This window comes from Pseudomonas sp. 31-12, from assembly GCF_003151075.1.
GTDB lineage: Bacteria > Pseudomonadota > Gammaproteobacteria > Pseudomonadales > Pseudomonadaceae > Aquipseudomonas.
Map to the genome: position 1 here is coordinate 519,517 of NZ_CP029482.1, position 15,778 is coordinate 535,294.

Here is a 15,778-nt window from a genome sequence, read left to right on the forward strand (position 1 = left end):
CGAGGTTTTTGGGGAGGGGTGGGTGATCGGGGTCAAAAAAATGCTCGGACCGGGAGGTTTGGGCATTTTTTTGGGTGTGTGTCACGGCACACGACGGGAAAGGATCAGCTCGTTTTTCGCTCGGAAGGAACCGTTAGTCTCTTTTACAAAGTAAGGCGGGATCATCTGTTGTGTGAAATGAGGTGAGTATCTAGACTTCTCGGTGTACGCCAATGACGTATAGCAGGGACTGCATGATCTTCATCGAGACGTTAATTTTTACTGCTGACCTACCCAGCCATCTTGGTGACCAAGAGTACAGTGAGTTTCAGCAATATTTGGCCGAACATCCTGAAGCTGGAGCTTTGATTGAAGGAACCGGTGGGCTGAGAAAAATCCGCTGGGCAGCGCATGGCAAAGGTAAGAGTGCCGGTGTGCGAGTCATCTACTATCACGTAACCTCGGCTTTTCAGATACGTTTGCTACTGATTTACCGAAAAGGCATTCAAGACTCCCTTTCGGGTAAAGAAAAAGCAGTTCTTTGTGCCATCAATAAAGGATGGAAATAATGGAAAAAAATCTCTTCGATCGTCTCGTTGAAAGCATGACGCAGATGGATGAGATCGACCGTGGTGAGCGGCAGCCATCGCGTGAATTCCATGTCGATGCAGTTCAGGTCAAAAAAATTCGCCTCGCCACGGGACTGTCCCAGGCCGCTTTTGCAAAGAGAATTGATGTAGCCGTGGGAACGCTTCGGAATTGGGAGCAGGGGCGGCGTGATCCGGAAGGACCTGCCCGTGCTTTGTTACGAGCGATTTATAACGATCCTGAGCACGTTTTAGCAGCGCTCAATCACTAAGGGCTCGATTTGAGGTGGTTTTGAACGCTGTTAAATGCCCGTGCTGCGCGGTGCGGGCACTCATGTTTTGCTGATGGTCGGGATTGATCAGCCCAAAAAACGCAGCCTGATCAGGCTGCGTTTTGTATTTCGGATGCTTGATATTTTGATTCTTCAAACAAAAGGAAAAGAGACCTCACCTGAGCGCTGATATTCAGGTCATCAACGTGGTTCCTGAAGCCGACTATCGCCACTTGAAGGCGATCGGTTGCGCGCTCTTGGGGCGGAGTTTCTGTCCCATAGAGCTCATGTCAATCGGACAGAGAGCCGTACGCCGGCGTCAATCGGGTCCGAAAAAAGCCTACCCAGCGACATCCGCTCTTCACAAAGCCCCTCCACAAATGATCAAAACGATCATTTGAATGATTGGTTTGCGCAAGTCATAACGAAAGCCTAAGATTATTTTGACTGACTCAATCACAAAATGATTGATTCGATCAGTTTCGAGGTGAAGTACGTCTTACCAAACAATTATAAAAGGAGACCCTCGTGGCCCAAATTCCTATCAAGCGCACCATTGAACGCATCCCTGGCGGCATGATGATTGTCCCGCTGCTGATCGGTTCGCTGGTGGCTACATTCCTACCTGACACACCGAAGTTTTTCGGCTCTTTCACCAATGCACTGTTCACCGGGGCGTTACCCATCCTCGCGGTGTTCTACGTCTGCATGGGCGCGAGTATCAACATCAAGGCCACGCCTTATCTGCTGAAGAAGGGCGGCACGCTGCTCATCACCAAGGTCGGCATCGCCGTGCTGATCGGCATTGTGCTGGGGCATTTCCTGGGTGAGCAGCCGATTTCGTCTGGCCTCTTTGCCGGTATATCGACGCTTGCAGTGGTCGCTGCGATGAACGACACCAATGGCGGCTTGTACATGGCGTTGATGGGTCAATACGGTCGCTCCGAAGACGTCGGCGCCTACTCGGTAATGTCCCTGGAGTCTGGACCGTTTCTGACAATGGTCACCCTGGGAATCGCCGGCCTGTCGGCATTCCCGTGGCCGACGCTGGTGGGCAGCATCCTGCCCCTGGCTCTCGGCATGCTGTTGGGTAACCTCGACCGTGACATGCGCGACTTTCTGGCCAAGGCCGTTCCAGTGATGATCCCGTTCTTCGCCCTGGCACTCGGCGCCAGCCTGGACTTGCATAACGTCTGGCAGGCCGGCTTGTTGGGTCTCGGCATGGGCGTTGCGGTGGTTGTGCTGACCGGCATTCCGCTGTTCTTCGCCGATCGTTTGACCGGTGGCACGGGCGTCGCGGGTGTTGCCGCAGCCACCACTGCCGGGAATGCCGCCGCCGTTCCGGCGCTGATTGCAGCGGCCAATCCGGTGTACGCCGAAGCGGCCAAGAGCGCGACGATTCTGGTAGCCGCCTGCGTCGTGGTCACTGCAATCCTCGCACCGCTGCTCACCGCCGCCGTCGCCAAACGCGTGCAGCAGCGCAACCCGGTCGTCATACCCGAGCCGGAGATCGCGCCGCAAAAGCAGGAGGCGTTGCGATGAGGATTCTGATCATCGCTGACGATCTGTCCGGCGCGGCGGATTGCGCCATCGGCTTCGCGAGCGTGGGGATGCAAACCGTCGTCACGCTCGACCCTCTGAATGACAAGGCCGACGCTCAGGTGATTGCCGCCGATACGGACACTCGGCGTCTCTCCCCGGCGCGGGCCGCCGAGCGCACCGTCGCCGCGTTCAAGGCGCTGCATCAACCCGGGCAGCGGTTGTACAAAAAAATCGATTCGACGCTGCGCGGTAACTGGGCGGCCGAAGTTGCCGCCCTGCAACCGTTGGCCGGCCTGGCCATCGTCGCCCCGGCGTTCCCCGCCACCGGGCGTACGCTGCGCGGCGGTCGGGTGTTCGTGAACGGCCAGCCGCTGGAAACCACCGATACCTGGAAGCTGGAAAACGCTGACCGTCCGGCCGATGTCGAAGCGATGCTCGTTGCCGCCGGCCTGAGCACCGCGAAACTCGATCTAGACACCCTGCGCGGCAACGAAAAAGCGCTTGAGCGGCACATTGCTGAAATTGCCGGCAATGGCACCCAGGCATTGATCGTCGATGCGCAAACTGAAGACGATCTGCTGACCCTCGCTCGGTTGACCGCATCGATGGAGCAGCCGCTGTTCTGGATCGGTTCGGGTGGCCTTGCACGGGAAATTGCCAGCCTTCCTGATTTCTCTGAGGTACGTTTCACGGCCAGCGAACCGACAGCGCAGGAAAAAAGCCAGGCGCCGATTCTGATCCTCGTCGGCAGCCTATCCGGCGTTTGCGAGCGGCAGTGCGCTTTGCTCAAAGAACGAGGCGGCGTCAGCGAATTGGTTGTCCCGCCAGAAGTCCTTCGCCAAGGCACAACCCATGACGACTGGGCGCTCTGGCAATCGCGCATCGGCGAACAATTGGACGGCTGGAGTGACCTGCTGCTGCGCATCGGCCGCGATGAAGCGTTCGATCCCCAGGAGGGCGCGCAACTCTCAACCATGCTGGCCGTATTGGTCGAACCGCACTTCGCCAAGGTCGGCGGCCTGATCGCCACGGGCGGCGAGACGGCGCGGGCCATCTTGACCACCGTCGGCATCGACAGCCTGCAACTGCTGACCGAAATCGAAGCCGGCGTCGCCTTCGCCCGCCCGACCGTTTCCCGCCAGGGCCATCGTCCCGGCATCGTCACCAAGGCCGGCGCGTTCGGCACCGACAACGCCTTGTATGCGGCATGGCAGCACTTGAGCGCTAGCGCTGATCGCTCCCCGCCCCAACGCACACGAATCCAAGGACTCGAATGAACACTATGAGCAACTACCTGCCCATCATCGGCATCACCATGGGCGACGCCACCGGTGTCGGTCCGGAAATCATCGTCAAGAGCCTGACTCATGACGTCGTCTACCAACAATGCCGGCCGCTGGTGATCGGTGATGCCCGTCGCCTCGAACAGGCCAACGTCATCGTCGGCGGCAGCGCCAAAGTGCGCCGCATCGAAGACGCCTCCCAGGCGTTGTACGAAGCCGGCACCATTGACTGCATCGACCTCGACCTGATTCCCGACGACCTGCCGTTCGGCGAACTGTCGCCCATCGCCGGTGACGCCGCTTTTCAGTACATCGCCCGCGCCGTGCAACTCGCCGAGGCTAGCCAGATCGATGCGATCTGCACCGCGCCGTTGAACAAGGAAGCGCTGCACGCCGGCGGCCATAAATACCCCGGCCACACCGAAATGCTCGCACACCTGACCAACGTCGACGAAGTCTCGATGATGCTGGTGGCGCCGCAACTGCGGGTGATTCACGTCACGACGCATATCGGCATCATCGACGCGATCCGTAAGATCGAGCCGGGTCTGGTCCAGCGCACCATCGAACGCGGCAACGAGACGCTGATCAAGGCCGGCATCGCCAGACCGCGAATCGGCGTGTGCGGGATCAACCCCCATGCCGGTGAAAACGGTTTGTTTGGCTACGGCGAAGAGGAAGAAAAAATCATCCCTGCGGTGAAGCTGCTGCAGGAACGAGGCCTCGACGTCACCGGCCCGCTGCCCGCCGACACCCTGTTCTTCCGCGCCGGCCGCGGTGACTTCGACCTGGTGGTGGCGATGTATCACGACCAGGGTCACGGCCCGGTCAAAGTGCTCGGACTTGAAGCCGGCGTAAACGTCACCGTGGGTCTGGACGTGATCCGTACCTCGGTCGACCACGGCACGGCTTTCGATATCGCCGGCAAAGGCATCGCCGATGAACGCAGCCTGCTTGAAGCGCTGCGCCAGGGCGCCGAGCTTGCCACGCGACGGGGATGAGTCGCGTGGGTGCTGTCGTGTAAGATCGACCACCGTCCACACAACGAGACCCGCCATGAAAGCCTCCGAACGCCACCGCGCCATCCTCGATCTCGTACGCATTGGCGATGCCAACGTCGAGCAATTGAGCGCGGCACTCGGAGTCTCGGAAGCCACGGTGCGACGCGACCTGACCATGCTCGCCAAGCAGCGGCATCTGGTGCGGACCTATGGCGGCGCCACTTCAGTTGTACGCGTTCACGAACCGGAAGCTTCGCTTGAAGAGCGCAAGACATCGCAGTGGGAGCAGAAAGACGCCATCGCCCAGGCTGCGGCCGCTCATGTTCAGGATGGCGATACCGTGCTGCTCGACGGCGGCACCACGTGTGCTGCGCTGGCCCATCATCTTTGCTCGCGACAAGACGTGCATGTAGTGACCAACAACTTGCTGGCCGTGATGACCTTGGCCAATGCGCCGGGCGTGCGGCTGACTTTGATCGGCGGTGATTTGCGCGGTTCGAGCATGAGCACGCTGGGGCCGTTGGCGGAACTGACGTTGAGCCGGTTGAGTGTGGACAAGGCGTTTTTGGGTGCGGATGGCGTGGTGGCGGAGTTTGGGTTGTGTGAAGCGAGTGCGCAGCAGGCTTATCTCAAGGAATGCATTATCAAGCGGGCGGCGCAGATTGTTGTGCTTGCTGACACTGACAAGCTAGGGCGTGCGCGGCAACAGCACTGGACGCCGATTGAGCGGGAGTGGCGGTTGATTACCGGCTCCACCGCGGATGAGGCGGCGCTTGCACCGTTTTATGCGCTGAAGCAGATCACTGTGCAAACCGTGATCGTCGCTTGATTGCATCCCTACTGAAATGACCAAAACCAAAAAAATGCCTCGACCGATTCGGGGCTTTTTTTTGGATGAAAAGGCAGCGACGTTTCGGGTTTCAGCGTGTGAGGGGTTCAGTGAAATTGTCCGGTTTCGAAACGGTTTTGTGCAAAAAGCCAGATTTATGATCGTTTTTGAGCAAGTAAAATCGTTTTTATGCGTTTGAGGTCAGTTCGACGGTGCACCAATTCCATTGGTAGAGCTCAATTTGAAGTGCTCTAAATGTTCGTTTTTATGCATTAGTCCCAAAAAATAATCATTTTTATGCAGCAAAACCTGATTTTGATCGTTAATCTCCATTTATGGCGGTTTGATTTGGCCGAGGATTTAAAAGGAGTGTGACGTGAGCGAGTTTCCCGTAGACCCCATCGGTGCGGCTTGGCTAGCGACGACATTCGACGTGCGGCCGATGGCACGGCTACCCGTGTTAAGTCAGGTCGGTAGCCGACGGTCAACTCAGGTCGAAGACGGTTTTCGTCTTGAGACCTATACGGAAAACATGCGCCCCGATCCGGACTTTTCATCCCATCTGCAATTTCACCTGCGGCATGAAGTCCCGAACCTTGAGTTCTTGACCAGACTGTTTACCAAGGTGGGTCCTGCACCGTTACAAGGCTGGTTGAATGACGAGCCCACCGGCCAATATGCCCGCAGGTCAGCGTTCTTGTTTGAGTGGCTCACTGGCGAGCAGTTGCAGGCGCCAGAACCCATCGGCGGTAAGTATGTCGACGCCATCAACGCCGATCTGTTGGTGGCGGCTTCACCCGAAGAGGCGGTGAAGGTGCCGCGTTGGCGGGTGAATGACAACCTGCCAGGCACGCGCTATTTCTGCCCAGTCGTCGTCAAGACAGCAGCAGTCCAGTCAGCAGCGGACCTCGATGTGCCTCACCTCTTCGGTCAACTGACTGCAGAGTTTGGCGAAGCGCTTCTGCTGCGCGCCGCCGCATGGATGACGCTCAGGGAAAGCAAAGCCAGCTTCGCCATTGAAGGGGAGGCGGATCGTTCTACGCGTATCCAGCGTTTCGCAGATGTATTGGCGCGACGAACCGGTCAGGGCGAACTGCCGCTCACCGATGCTGCACTGGCTGAGATGCAAGAAGAAATCCTTGGCGCAGTGACCACACTGACACGTATGGGGATTCGGCAATCTCCGGTGTTTGTTGGCGAAACTGTCCGTTATCAGGAGATTGTCCATTACGTCGCTCCCCCGGAAGGCGATCTGGAGCGGATGTTGGAAGGCATCCGCGTCTTTCTGAATCGTACTCAAGGGCAATCCCCGGTCATGCGCAGCGCGGTAGCAGCGTTCGCTTTCGTCTATATCCATCCGCTGGCTGATGGCAACGGCCGGGTCCATCGCTTCCTGATCAACGACATTTTGCGTCGTGATGGAGCCATTCCAGACCCGGTGATTCTTCCGATTTCAGCTGTTATCACTGACGACTCTGCTGAGCGGCGTCTATATGACAGCGTGCTGGATCAGGTTTCAAAACCGCTCATGCAGGGCATACGAGACCAGGTAGCATTCGCCAATACGCGTACGCAATACCCTGACGGCGTGGTCTCGAATATTGAATTCACAGGCCAGGATCAGGCCCGCCCGGTGTGGCGCTATCCGAACCTGGGTCCACACGTTGTTTTCATGTCTAACGTCATTCGCCGCACCATCACGGAACAGATGCGTGAAGAGTCGCGGTATTTGCGCAGCCACATAAGGGCCAGACAGGCAATCAAGGAAGTCGTTGAGATGCCTGATCACCAGGCTGATCGGCTCTTGCGATCCATAGAGCAAAACGAAGGGAAGCTGAGCAACGTGTTGGCAAAGGAAATGCCTGTGCTGGCAAGGCCGGATATTTGGGCCGCGATTATCGAAGCGGTGGCTCAGTCGGTTCGGGGGGAGGAGCCGATAGACAGTAGCGTGAGTGATCGATACCACCCGAATCAGCCAGTGGGTCGATGACCGACTTACGCAAAAAGCCCCGATTGATTCGGGGCTTTTTCATGCGTGCGATTTGTTTATGGTGCGACGTTACTGGCTCGGTTGTTACATGGCGCGTCCAACACCTTCACCACATCATCAATGATCGCCTTGCTCATATCCTGCAAATAATGCGATGCCCAGGCATGCCGGTCGGTGTCGCGAACCATGGCCGCGTCTGACGCGAGCAGTTTGGCGACGTGGAGCAGGTCGGAGGCGTGGGAGAGGGCTTCGATCACCGGGACGCCGGCGTTGATGCGGAAGAGCGGTTCGTTGGCGTGGTAGGAGAAAGGGGTGAGGCCGATGGTTTTGAGGTCTTGGGGGTTGGTCATTGGGCACCTCCGGTTTTTGGGCGGTGGTGGGTGGTGACCGGTGGAGCAGTAGCGCAAATGTTGGACGGACCGATAGCGGGCATTAGCAAAAACTCCTGAATCAAAGTTTGAGCTACCACGTTCGTTATCAGGCGAATGGGTGGCAGCTATGCGCGGGCTGATAAACCGGAGATACAGGAACCCGGCAGACCCGAAGGTCTCCCACGCACAGCCGCCATTACACGGAAATGCAGGCACAAAAAAACGCCAACAATCGTGATTATGGGCGCTTGTGCGCCTGTATCTTACTCGGGTTATCAGGCCCGGTCGCTGAATTGGCAGCGACGGTCTGAAGGTAGCTTGAGGGCGGCGGATGCGCAATCGTGGCTAGGTGGTGGCGTAGGGTGAGAGCTTCAGTGATTTACTGGTCCTGAGGCTTGGGAATGCGTGAATGACCCACGTCTAACCTGACGCCGGCTTCATTCTCTTCGACGCCAGGCTTTTGAGGGCAATCAGTGACGATCGATAGCTCCACTTCCCCCACCATTTTGTTGGCAATTTCCTCGTCGTGCGTGACATGGAACGGGCTGTCGAAGAATCGAATTGTCATGAGCATTTCTCCATTTTTTGGCGATATCTAAACGTTGCGGTAAATGGAAGTTGGCCGATTAATCATTTTCTACGCAAACAGTTTTAGCGTCTTCCATCGAGACAATCATTACACCAAGTAACTAATGATGTTCCCGTCCCCACCTTTATCCCCTCCAGCTAACTCCCTACATTGAGCTCCAACGCCGACCCATTCATTCCGAAGGGAAGGTCACTGGAGATTCCTCATGCCTTTCGTAAGCGTACGCATCACCCGCGATGGCGTTACCTCTGAGCAGAAAGCTCAGGTGATCGCCGAAATCACTGAAACCCTGGAACGCGTCCTGAAGAAGGATCCGCACCTGACCCACATCGTGATCGAAGAAGTCGACACCGATAACTGGGGCTACGCCGGCATCACAACCACCCAGTATCGAAAGCAGCTGGCTGAGGCGGAGGACAAGTCATGACCGCGACCGTCTCCATCGATTTCATCTCCGACGTGGTGTGCCCTTGGTGTGCCTTGGGTGCGACGGCGCTGGAGCAGGCGATCGAGAACGTGGCCGGTGAGATTTCAGTAGAGCTGACCTACAAGCCCTTCGAGTTGAACCCGGACATGCCGGCAGTCGGCGAAAAAGCGGTCGAGCATTTGATGCGCAAATATGGACGCACCGCCGCAGATGTCGCCGCCGGCAAGGCGATGCAGATCGAACGTGGCGCGGCCCTGGGTTTCAAGTTCGATCTGGAGAAGCGCACCCACTTCTACAACACGTTTGATGCGCATCGGCTGCTGTTGTGGGCGTTGCAGGAAGGGCGGCAGGTCGCTCTCAAGAAAATCCTGCTCCGCGCTTACTTCACCGACGGCCAGAACCCGAGCGATCGCGAGACGCTGGTTCGTCTGGCGGCTGAAGCGGGACTGGATGCGGCGGCTGCTCAAGAGGTGTTGGCGTCCGGCGCGTTTGCCAAAGAAGTGCGTGAGCTTGAAGCGTTTTACCGCCAGCACGGCATCAACTCGGTCCCGGCCATGGTGCTGAACGGTCGTCACCTGGTGTCTGGTTCGCAGTCGGTCGAGTACTACGAACAAATGCTGAGACAAATGGCCAAGGCCCCCGCTGAAGCCTGATTACTTACTTTTTCAAACCATTCTTAATTAGTAGAGGTTCATCATGAGCAATTCGAAAAAAGTCATCGTTATCACCGGCGCTTCCCAAGGTCTCGGCGCAGGCATGGTCAAAGCCTTCCGCGAACTGGATTACAAAGTTGTCGCCACTTCGCGTTCGATCAAACCGTCCACCGACCCGGACATCCTCACCGTGGCAGGCGACATCGGCGACCCGGCTGTTGCGCAGCAAGTGATTCGTGAAGCCATCGCACGTTTTGGCCGCATCGATACCCTGGTCAATAACGCAGGGATCTTCGTCGCCAAGCCGTTCACTGCCTACACCCCTGAAGACTACGCCGCGGTGTTGTCGGTGAACCTGAATGGTTTCTTCTACATCACCCAACTCGCGATCACCGAGATGGAAAAACAAGGCAAAGGCCACGTCGTCAACATCACCACCAGCCTGACAGACCACGCAATTGACGGTGTGCCGTCGGTATTGGCCTCGCTGACTAAGGGTGGTTTGAACTCTGCGACCAAGTCCTTGGCGATTGAGTACGCCAAGCGCGGGATTCGGGTGAATGCGGTTTCCCCTGGCATCATCAAGACCCCGATGCACGGCGAAGAAACCCATGCAGCGCTGGGCAGTCTGCACCCGGTCGGCCACATGGGCGAAATCAACGACATCGCTCAGGCGGTTGTGTATCTGGACAACGCCAACTTCGTCACCGGCGAAATCCTGCACGTCGATGGCGGTCAGAGCGCCGGTCACTAAGACCTGGGTTGACTTGTCCACAGCGCCGTCGATCACTATCGACGGCGTTTTTATTGGAGAACGCAGCATGAACACCCACGCTCACAAGGTTTTCCTGATCACCGGCGTCAGTTCAGGTTTCGGCCTGGCCTTTTCGCAAGCAGCGCTGGCGGCGGGACACACGGTGGTTGGCACGGTGCGGCGCGAATCCGAGCGCGTCGCGTTCGAAGCGCTGGACGCCCATCGCGCTAAAGCGTTCGTGCTCGACGTCACCGATTTCCAAGCAATCGAACCGCTGGTGGCTGACATCCTGCGCGAGGTGGGGCAGATCGACGTACTGGTCAACAACGCCGGCTATGGGCACGAAGGCATTCTCGAGGAATCGCCACTGACTGAAATGCAGCGCCAGTTCGACGTCAACGTGTTTGGCGCGGTGGCAATGATCAAAGCAGTCCTGCCCGGCATGCGTGAACGGCGCAGCGGGCATATCGTCAACATCACCTCCATGGCCGGCTTCATCACCTTGCCGGGCATCGCTTACTACAGCGGCAGCAAATTCGCCCTTGAAGGCGTCAGCGAAGCGCTGGCCAAAGAAGTCGAAAGCCTGGGCATCCACGTGACCGCCGTGGCACCTGGCTCATTTCGCACCGAATGGGCGGGGCGCTCGATGATCCGATCCGGTCGCACCTTGAGTGACTACGACGCGGTGTTCGATCCAGTGCGCAAGGCGCGGGAAGAGAAGAGTGGCAAGCAGGCTGGTGATCCGCACAAAGCTGCGCAGGCGTTGCTGACCTTGGTCGCTGCTGAAAAGCCGCCGGTTCATCTGTTGCTGGGTAAGGATGCGGTGAGGTTGGTGCGTGAAAAGATTGCGCGGTTGCAGGGGGAGATTGATGCTTGGGAGCATCTTTCGGTTTCTACGGAGTTTGAGTGATTGATGGCCGGTGTATAAAAATCCAGAACCCAGAAACAACAAAGCCCTCGTATTTCTACGAGGGCTTTGTTTTGTGGTGTCGGCAATAGATCTGAAAATCATTTGGGCGCCCGCCTCCTCTCGTAGGAGGCGAGTGATTCCATTCGCTACAGTCAGAAAAGCGCCACATCTTCGTCGTCGGGGACTTCGTCCGTAACAATCACTCGTGCGTGTGCGCTGTGCTCGTCCTCCATGCGCAACCCGAAGTAGCGGGTATCGTTGGCGTCCCAAAATGCCTCTATCTGCGCCATGGGTGCATGTTCAAGCAGCACCTCGGCGCTGTGCTCCAAGATGATCGAGTAACGTCGTTCGGTGTTCATTACAAAGAGGCTCGCAACGGCGGAGTGAAGTGGCAGGTTGTGCATAAGCACTGCTGTCATTATGCCGCCTCACTGATTTTCAACCGTAACCGCTCATCGTTTCGGTGAGGTATGTAGATGCGCGGTACCAGAATTGGATGCATCGATTCCGCACCTTTGACGAATATAACCACCCTTCAGCGAGCGGGGGGCAAAAGGGGGCGAACACGAAACGGGGAGCGCGCAGAGGAAACTCAGGAGCGTAAGACCCATAAACGAAAAAGGCCCACCTTTCGGTGAGCCTTTTTCGATACTGCGTATGGTGCCGGCACCAGGAGTCGAACCCGGGACCTACTGATTACAAGTCAGTTGCTCTACCAACTGAGCTATACCGGCGTGTTAGGGCGACGATTATAGCGATTGGGTTGGTTCTGTAAACCCCTGAATTCAGACTATTTTTACGCAGGCTTCCGGTCAGGCGCGAAGCAGGGTTTTCTTGAGTTTCTGAAGGGCTTTCCAGGTGCGGCTGTTTTGCATTGCGCGCAGCTGCGCTTCGACCTGTTCGGCGCGTTGCAGGGCGGCGGCGAGCTGGTGTTCGGCGTCGCTTACGGGGTGGCTGAAGTTGTGGCCTTTGCAGAACTGGAATTCGTCCAGGTTGCACGGCGGGATGTCGAAGGCGGGTTTGAGGTTCAGGTGTTCGTTGGCGAGGTAGTAGGTGTTGATGCCGTCGAACAGGATGGAGTGGTAGCCGGCGTCGGTGACGAGGGTTTCCCAGATCTGGTCGCGGTCCCATGGGGTTTCGATGAGGATGACCCACGGCCGCCATTGGGTGAAGTCCATGCCGCGCAGGACGGTTTCTTCGTGGCCTTCGACGTCGATTTTCAGGAAGTGGATCTCGCGGCCCTGGGCGTGTTCTTCGCAGATGGAGGTCAGGGTGCGGGACTGGACGGTTTGGCTGCGCACGTCCATGCCGGCGTCTTTGTGCATTTGCGCCATGGCCGGGTCGAGCGTGGAGAGGCCGGTACCGGCGATGCCATAGAAGGTCAGGTCGTCGGCGCTTTCGCCGGCCACGCATTGCAGGTTGGTGTCGTTGGGGCGTTCCTGGCACAGGGCGTCGTAATAATTGGGCATCGGCTCGACGTTGATGCCGGTCCAGCCACGGTCATAGAAAGCTTTGGTCACGGAGTCGTGGGTGGGGTGGTTGGCGCCGACGTCGATGTAGAAGCCGTCTTCCACAGTTTTGAGTGCGCGCCACAGGCGTATGTCTTCGAAATTCTGTGCGTAAGAAATGAACGTCACTGTGGCTTCCTGTCTGTCAGAGATTTCTTGTTCGTGGGCGCACTTTGGCGCTCTTGTCTGCCTGTATAACAAGGGTGGCCGTGACGTGCAATTTTCCGCCGGGCGCGACCGGGTTTCGGCGGTTATGTCGTTTTCGTCTGATGCTTATGCACAACGGGCGTACTCAGAAACGGCGCTCATGACTTTTTTGTGGACCCGTTCTCATTTGTGCGCAAATGCCTGTTTTTCTCGGTTTTTTATCAGGTGTACGAAAATTGAACAGTTGCGTTTCACCCCTGAAACAGCTGCTTATATTGGATCCACGATAATTTCATCAACAGAGTTATCCACAGGCTGTGGATTTTTATGAGCGTTCGGCAAGGAGCAGGAAGTTGCGCGGCGTGAGCGGGGTTTCGCAGAAGGTTCCGAGCCGAACGGTGTAACCCTGATCGGCGAGGAAAAGAGCCCGATCGAGTACCAGCCAAAGCTCCAGCGGGCGTCGGAAAAGGCCGCGCAGCAGTTCCAGGTTGCGTACTTCGGCGAGTCGTTGCCAGCCAGCGGCTTCGAGTGCGGACCAATCTTGCGGGCCGACTGTGGATAACTCTTTCAGCTCGGCCAGATGATGGCAGTAGTCGGCAAAGGATTTGTCCAGCCAGGTACTGGGCAAGGAAGGGGTTGGCAGGTAGTCGTCAATGCCGCGCAGTTGCCGTTGCAACAGGTCGAAACCCAAGCGCCGGGCCATGGAGGTATCGCGCTGGCGTCGGACGCGAGCCCCGGCGGTGACAGTTTCGCTCATCGGCAGCGAGAGATCGTCGAGCGAGAGTTGTAGGTCGGATCGCAAACCGGCCGGGGAAAGCGCTTGGTACGCAGGAAGGTTGATCCGGTTATAGCAGCAGGGCGCGATGGCCAATTGTTTGCAGCCTGCCGCACTGGCGAGCTGCATTAACCGTACATGCAGATCCCCGCAGGCGTGCAGCGCTACTGGCGTGTGATCGGCATTCAACATAGCCGCAGCATCCACCGCGAGTACATCCTGTTCGACATGCAGCGCATGCAAGTGATGACGTTGGCTAAGTGCCTGACCACTGGCAACCAGCGCCGGGTCGTATTCCAGACACGTCAGTTGTTGCCCGGGTTGCAGCAAACGCCGACCCAAGTGGCCCTTGCCCGAACACCAATCCAGCCAATGCTTCGGCGGCGAGGTAAACGACAAGCAGCCGGCAAAGGCCTCAATCTGCTGCCATTTACGCCCCGGCACATCGACATTCAATCGATGCCCGGCCGCTCCCAGCGTATGCGCTGGCAACTCACCCACCGAACTCAACTCAAGGGACAGCGCCGCCAACGAAGCAAACGGCTCCGGCGCATTCAGCAAACCAGGTTGGTTATGACTGCTTTCCGCCTCTTCCAACGACCGCCCGCGTAGCCAAATCGCCAGTTCCGGGTAGGACGCTTCCCAAGGAAGCTGCAGATGAGTAAACGGACGAGGCTTCCACAGCGCTTGATGCTCAATCAGAAAAGCATCCAGCGTCGTGAAACGGGCGAGTAAGGCGTCGCCCGTCAACACGTGGGAATCAGCGCCCTTGGCAGGCATCGACGCGCAGCCAGCGCTCCAGCAGCTTGAAGCCGCGCACCAGCACGTAAGCCATCAGCAGATAGAACATGCCCGCGGCGAAGAAGATCTCCACCGGCAGGTAGGTCCGGGCAATGATCGTGCGGGCCATGCCGGTCAGTTCCAGCAGGGTCACGGTGCTGGCCAGCGCGCTGGCCTTGAGCATCAGGATCACTTCGTTACTGTAGGCCGGCAGGCCGATGCGCGCGGCACGGGGCAGGATGATGTAGAACAGCGCCTTGGCCTTGGACATGCCCAAGGCGCGTGCGGCTTCGATCTCGCCCGGCGGAATCGCTTGAATCGCGCCGCGCAGGATCTCGGCGATGTAGGCTGCCGTGTGCAGGGTCATGGTTGCTGTGGCGCACCAGAACGGATCGCGCAGGTACGGCCACATCGAGCTGTTACGAACCGCGTCGAACTGCGCCAGGCCGTAATAGACCAGGAACAACTGAACCAGCAACGGCGTGCCACGGAAAAAGAAGATGTAGCCGTAGGGAAATGCCCGCACCCACCACAGGCGCGACGAGCGCGCGATGCCCAGCGGAATCGCCAGCAACAACCCGGCGATCACAGCGATGGCCACCAGTTCCAGGGTCAGCGTCGCGCCTTGGGCCAGTTTCGGCAGCCACTTGATGATGACTTCCCAGTTCATTGGGTGCTCCTCGCGAAGCCGCGAGCGGCGCGTTTTTCCATGAAGTGCATACCGGTCATGGCCAAAATGGTCAGGCCCAGGTACATGAACGCGGCCACCATATAGAAGGTGAACGGCTGTTTGGACACGGTCACGCCGATTTGCGCATGGCGCATGATTTCTTCCAGGCCGATCACCGACACCAATGCGGTGTCCTTCATCAGAATCATGAACAGGTTGCCCAAGCCGGGCAGGGCGATGCGCCACATCTGCGGCATGATCAGCCGAGTGAAAATGCGGAATTTCGACAGGCCCAGAGCCACGCCCGCTTCACGGTGACCTTTGGGAATCGCCAGAATCGCTCCGCGGAACACTTCCGTGGCGTAGGCGCCAAAGCACAGCCCTAGCGCAATCACGCCGGCGGCGAAGGCGTTGAGTTCGAGGTCGGGGTTGCCGAAGAACTCGCCCAGGGCACGCATGAGGTTGACCGTGCCGAAGTAGATCAACAGCACCCAGAGCAATTCAGGGATGCCGCGCACCAGGGTCGAATACGTACCGCCAAGCCACTGCAGCGGCTTGTACGGGGAAGTCTTGGCCAAGGCGCCGAGCAGACCGAGCACCAGCCCCAGGCACAAGGCCGAGAGTGCCAGTTTCACAGTCATCAGCGCGCCAGCGGCGAGCGCCGGGCCGAATCCGTAGAGATCGATAGTCATGGATTTCTTTTCAATGTGC

19 protein-coding genes and 1 tRNA gene are annotated in these 15,778 nt (G+C 57.9%); 12 read left to right on the forward strand and 8 right to left on the reverse strand.

Annotation, left to right across the window (positions count from 1 at the left end; translation table 11 throughout):
- The first annotated feature begins 233 nt into the window (after nucleotides 1-233).
- The 8 genes from DJ564_RS02415 to DJ564_RS02445 all read left to right on the forward strand — a co-directional run bounded on the left by DJ564_RS02415 (nucleotide 234) and on the right by DJ564_RS02445 (nucleotide 7,483).
- On the forward strand, nucleotides 234-548 hold the full coding sequence (locus DJ564_RS02415) for a hypothetical protein (RefSeq protein WP_109635921.1): 315 nt from the start codon (nucleotides 234-236) through the stop codon (nucleotides 546-548).
- On the forward strand, nucleotides 548-838 hold the full coding sequence (locus DJ564_RS02420; protein WP_109627422.1) for a DNA-binding transcriptional regulator: 291 nt from the start codon (nucleotides 548-550) through the stop codon (nucleotides 836-838). Before DJ564_RS02415 ends, DJ564_RS02420 begins: the two co-directional genes overlap by 1 nt.
- Before the next feature lie 34 nt (nucleotides 839-872).
- On the forward strand, nucleotides 873-1,028 hold the full coding sequence (locus tag DJ564_RS31920) for a hypothetical protein (protein WP_162556160.1): 156 nt from the start codon (nucleotides 873-875) through the stop codon (nucleotides 1,026-1,028).
- 338 nt (nucleotides 1,029-1,366) lie between these two features.
- A complete protein-coding gene (locus DJ564_RS02425) occupies nucleotides 1,367-2,380 on the forward strand; it encodes a 2-keto-3-deoxygluconate permease (RefSeq protein WP_109627424.1) in 1,014 nt (337 codons plus the stop codon).
- Entirely contained in the window at nucleotides 2,377-3,657 is a 1,281-nt protein-coding gene (locus DJ564_RS02430) for a four-carbon acid sugar kinase family protein (protein ID WP_109627426.1), read from the forward strand. Before DJ564_RS02425 ends, DJ564_RS02430 begins: the two co-directional genes overlap by 4 nt.
- 5 nt (nucleotides 3,658-3,662) lie before the next feature.
- Nucleotides 3,663-4,664: a 4-hydroxythreonine-4-phosphate dehydrogenase PdxA gene (gene pdxA / locus DJ564_RS02435; RefSeq protein WP_109635923.1), complete on the forward strand. Its 1,002-nt coding sequence runs from the start codon at nucleotides 3,663-3,665 to the stop codon at nucleotides 4,662-4,664.
- A gap of 55 nt (nucleotides 4,665-4,719) precedes the next feature.
- Complete coding sequence (locus DJ564_RS02440) at nucleotides 4,720-5,493, forward strand: DeoR/GlpR family DNA-binding transcription regulator (protein ID WP_109627427.1); 774 nt, start codon at nucleotides 4,720-4,722, stop codon at nucleotides 5,491-5,493.
- 376 nt (nucleotides 5,494-5,869) lie between these two features.
- Complete coding sequence (locus DJ564_RS02445) at nucleotides 5,870-7,483, forward strand: Fic family protein (RefSeq protein ID WP_109627429.1); 1,614 nt, start codon at nucleotides 5,870-5,872, stop codon at nucleotides 7,481-7,483.
- Between the two features lie 56 nt (nucleotides 7,484-7,539).
- Here the strand turns inward: DJ564_RS02445 and DJ564_RS02450 are convergent, their stop codons facing one another.
- Together DJ564_RS02450 and DJ564_RS02455 are read right to left on the reverse strand one after the other, a co-directional pair.
- Nucleotides 7,540-7,833, reverse strand: a complete 294-nt coding sequence (locus tag DJ564_RS02450; protein WP_109627432.1) for a DUF3077 domain-containing protein — start codon at nucleotides 7,831-7,833, stop codon at nucleotides 7,540-7,542.
- Between the two features lie 400 nt (nucleotides 7,834-8,233).
- Nucleotides 8,234-8,422, reverse strand: coding sequence for a hypothetical protein (locus DJ564_RS02455; RefSeq protein ID WP_109627434.1), 189 nt, complete (start codon nucleotides 8,420-8,422; stop codon nucleotides 8,234-8,236).
- Nucleotides 8,423-8,648: 226 nt separating this feature from the next.
- On the opposite strand from DJ564_RS02455, the gene DJ564_RS02460 reads away from it, so the two are divergent.
- The 4 genes from DJ564_RS02460 (at nucleotide 8,649) to DJ564_RS02475 (ending at nucleotide 11,187) form a co-directional block, all read left to right on the forward strand.
- Nucleotides 8,649-8,870 (forward strand): 4-oxalocrotonate tautomerase family protein, encoded by a 222-nt coding sequence (locus DJ564_RS02460; RefSeq protein WP_077747530.1) that lies wholly within the window; start codon nucleotides 8,649-8,651, stop codon nucleotides 8,868-8,870.
- Complete coding sequence (locus tag DJ564_RS02465; RefSeq protein ID WP_109627436.1) at nucleotides 8,867-9,523, forward strand: DsbA family oxidoreductase; 657 nt, start codon at nucleotides 8,867-8,869, stop codon at nucleotides 9,521-9,523. Before DJ564_RS02460 ends, DJ564_RS02465 begins: the two co-directional genes overlap by 4 nt.
- Before the next feature lie 43 nt (nucleotides 9,524-9,566).
- Nucleotides 9,567-10,277 carry an SDR family NAD(P)-dependent oxidoreductase gene (locus DJ564_RS02470; RefSeq protein WP_109627437.1) on the forward strand — a complete coding sequence of 237 codons (711 nt, stop codon included), beginning with the start codon at nucleotides 9,567-9,569 and terminating at the stop codon, nucleotides 10,275-10,277.
- A 67-nt stretch (nucleotides 10,278-10,344) separates the two neighbouring features.
- Nucleotides 10,345-11,187: an oxidoreductase gene (locus DJ564_RS02475; protein WP_109627439.1), complete on the forward strand. Its 843-nt coding sequence runs from the start codon at nucleotides 10,345-10,347 to the stop codon at nucleotides 11,185-11,187.
- 152 nt (nucleotides 11,188-11,339) lie between these two features.
- On the opposite strand, the gene DJ564_RS02480 is transcribed toward DJ564_RS02475, so the two are convergent.
- From DJ564_RS02480 to DJ564_RS02505, 6 genes are all read right to left on the reverse strand, one after another.
- Complete coding sequence (locus DJ564_RS02480) at nucleotides 11,340-11,546, reverse strand: hypothetical protein (RefSeq protein WP_042932964.1); 207 nt, start codon at nucleotides 11,544-11,546, stop codon at nucleotides 11,340-11,342.
- Between the two features lie 299 nt (nucleotides 11,547-11,845).
- Nucleotides 11,846-11,921: transfer RNA gene (locus DJ564_RS02485), tRNA-Thr, on the reverse strand.
- A 78-nt stretch (nucleotides 11,922-11,999) separates the two neighbouring features.
- Entirely contained in the window at nucleotides 12,000-12,824 is an 825-nt protein-coding gene (locus DJ564_RS02490) for an FkbM family methyltransferase (RefSeq protein ID WP_109627441.1), read from the reverse strand.
- 343 nt (nucleotides 12,825-13,167) lie between these two features.
- A complete protein-coding gene (locus tag DJ564_RS02495) occupies nucleotides 13,168-14,397 on the reverse strand; it encodes a methyltransferase (RefSeq protein WP_109627443.1) in 1,230 nt (409 codons plus the stop codon).
- The gene (locus DJ564_RS02500; protein WP_109627445.1) at nucleotides 14,378-15,067 is read right to left on the reverse strand and encodes an ABC transporter permease; all 690 of its coding nucleotides are present in this window, start codon (nucleotides 15,065-15,067) and stop codon (nucleotides 14,378-14,380) included. Before DJ564_RS02500 ends, DJ564_RS02495 begins: the two co-directional genes overlap by 20 nt.
- Nucleotides 15,064-15,759 carry an ABC transporter permease gene (locus tag DJ564_RS02505; RefSeq protein WP_059406395.1) on the reverse strand — a complete coding sequence of 232 codons (696 nt, stop codon included), beginning with the start codon at nucleotides 15,757-15,759 and terminating at the stop codon, nucleotides 15,064-15,066. Before DJ564_RS02505 ends, DJ564_RS02500 begins: the two co-directional genes overlap by 4 nt.
- Nucleotides 15,760-15,778: the final 19 nt, after the last annotated feature.

What these genes read in the sequence shown, in the direction of transcription:
- DJ564_RS02460 (WP_077747530.1), top strand. Translation starts at nt 8,649, where the DNA reads ATGCCTTTCGTAAGCGTACGCATCACCCGCGATGGCGTTACCTCTGAG.
- DJ564_RS02465 (WP_109627436.1), top strand. Translation starts at nt 8,867, where the DNA reads ATGACCGCGACCGTCTCCATCGATTTCATCTCCGACGTGGTGTGCCCT.
- DJ564_RS02430 (WP_109627426.1), top strand. Translation starts at nt 2,377, where the DNA reads ATGAGGATTCTGATCATCGCTGACGATCTGTCCGGCGCGGCGGATTGC.
- DJ564_RS31920 (WP_162556160.1), top strand. Translation starts at nt 873, where the DNA reads ATGCCCGTGCTGCGCGGTGCGGGCACTCATGTTTTGCTGATGGTCGGG.
- DJ564_RS02505 (WP_059406395.1), bottom strand. Translation starts at nt 15,759, where the DNA reads ATGACTATCGATCTCTACGGATTCGGCCCGGCGCTCGCCGCTGGCGCG.
- DJ564_RS02500 (WP_109627445.1), bottom strand. Translation starts at nt 15,067, where the DNA reads ATGAACTGGGAAGTCATCATCAAGTGGCTGCCGAAACTGGCCCAAGGC.
- pdxA (WP_109635923.1), top strand. Translation starts at nt 3,663, where the DNA reads ATGAGCAACTACCTGCCCATCATCGGCATCACCATGGGCGACGCCACC.
- DJ564_RS02480 (WP_042932964.1), bottom strand. Translation starts at nt 11,546, where the DNA reads ATGAACACCGAACGACGTTACTCGATCATCTTGGAGCACAGCGCCGAG.
- DJ564_RS02440 (WP_109627427.1), top strand. Translation starts at nt 4,720, where the DNA reads ATGAAAGCCTCCGAACGCCACCGCGCCATCCTCGATCTCGTACGCATT.
- DJ564_RS02475 (WP_109627439.1), top strand. Translation starts at nt 10,345, where the DNA reads ATGAACACCCACGCTCACAAGGTTTTCCTGATCACCGGCGTCAGTTCA.
- DJ564_RS02470 (WP_109627437.1), top strand. Translation starts at nt 9,567, where the DNA reads ATGAGCAATTCGAAAAAAGTCATCGTTATCACCGGCGCTTCCCAAGGT.
- DJ564_RS02420 (WP_109627422.1), top strand. Translation starts at nt 548, where the DNA reads ATGGAAAAAAATCTCTTCGATCGTCTCGTTGAAAGCATGACGCAGATG.
- DJ564_RS02495 (WP_109627443.1), bottom strand. Translation starts at nt 14,397, where the DNA reads ATGCCTGCCAAGGGCGCTGATTCCCACGTGTTGACGGGCGACGCCTTA.
- DJ564_RS02415 (WP_109635921.1), top strand. Translation starts at nt 234, where the DNA reads ATGATCTTCATCGAGACGTTAATTTTTACTGCTGACCTACCCAGCCAT.
- DJ564_RS02455 (WP_109627434.1), bottom strand. Translation starts at nt 8,422, where the DNA reads ATGACAATTCGATTCTTCGACAGCCCGTTCCATGTCACGCACGACGAG.
- DJ564_RS02450 (WP_109627432.1), bottom strand. Translation starts at nt 7,833, where the DNA reads ATGACCAACCCCCAAGACCTCAAAACCATCGGCCTCACCCCTTTCTCC.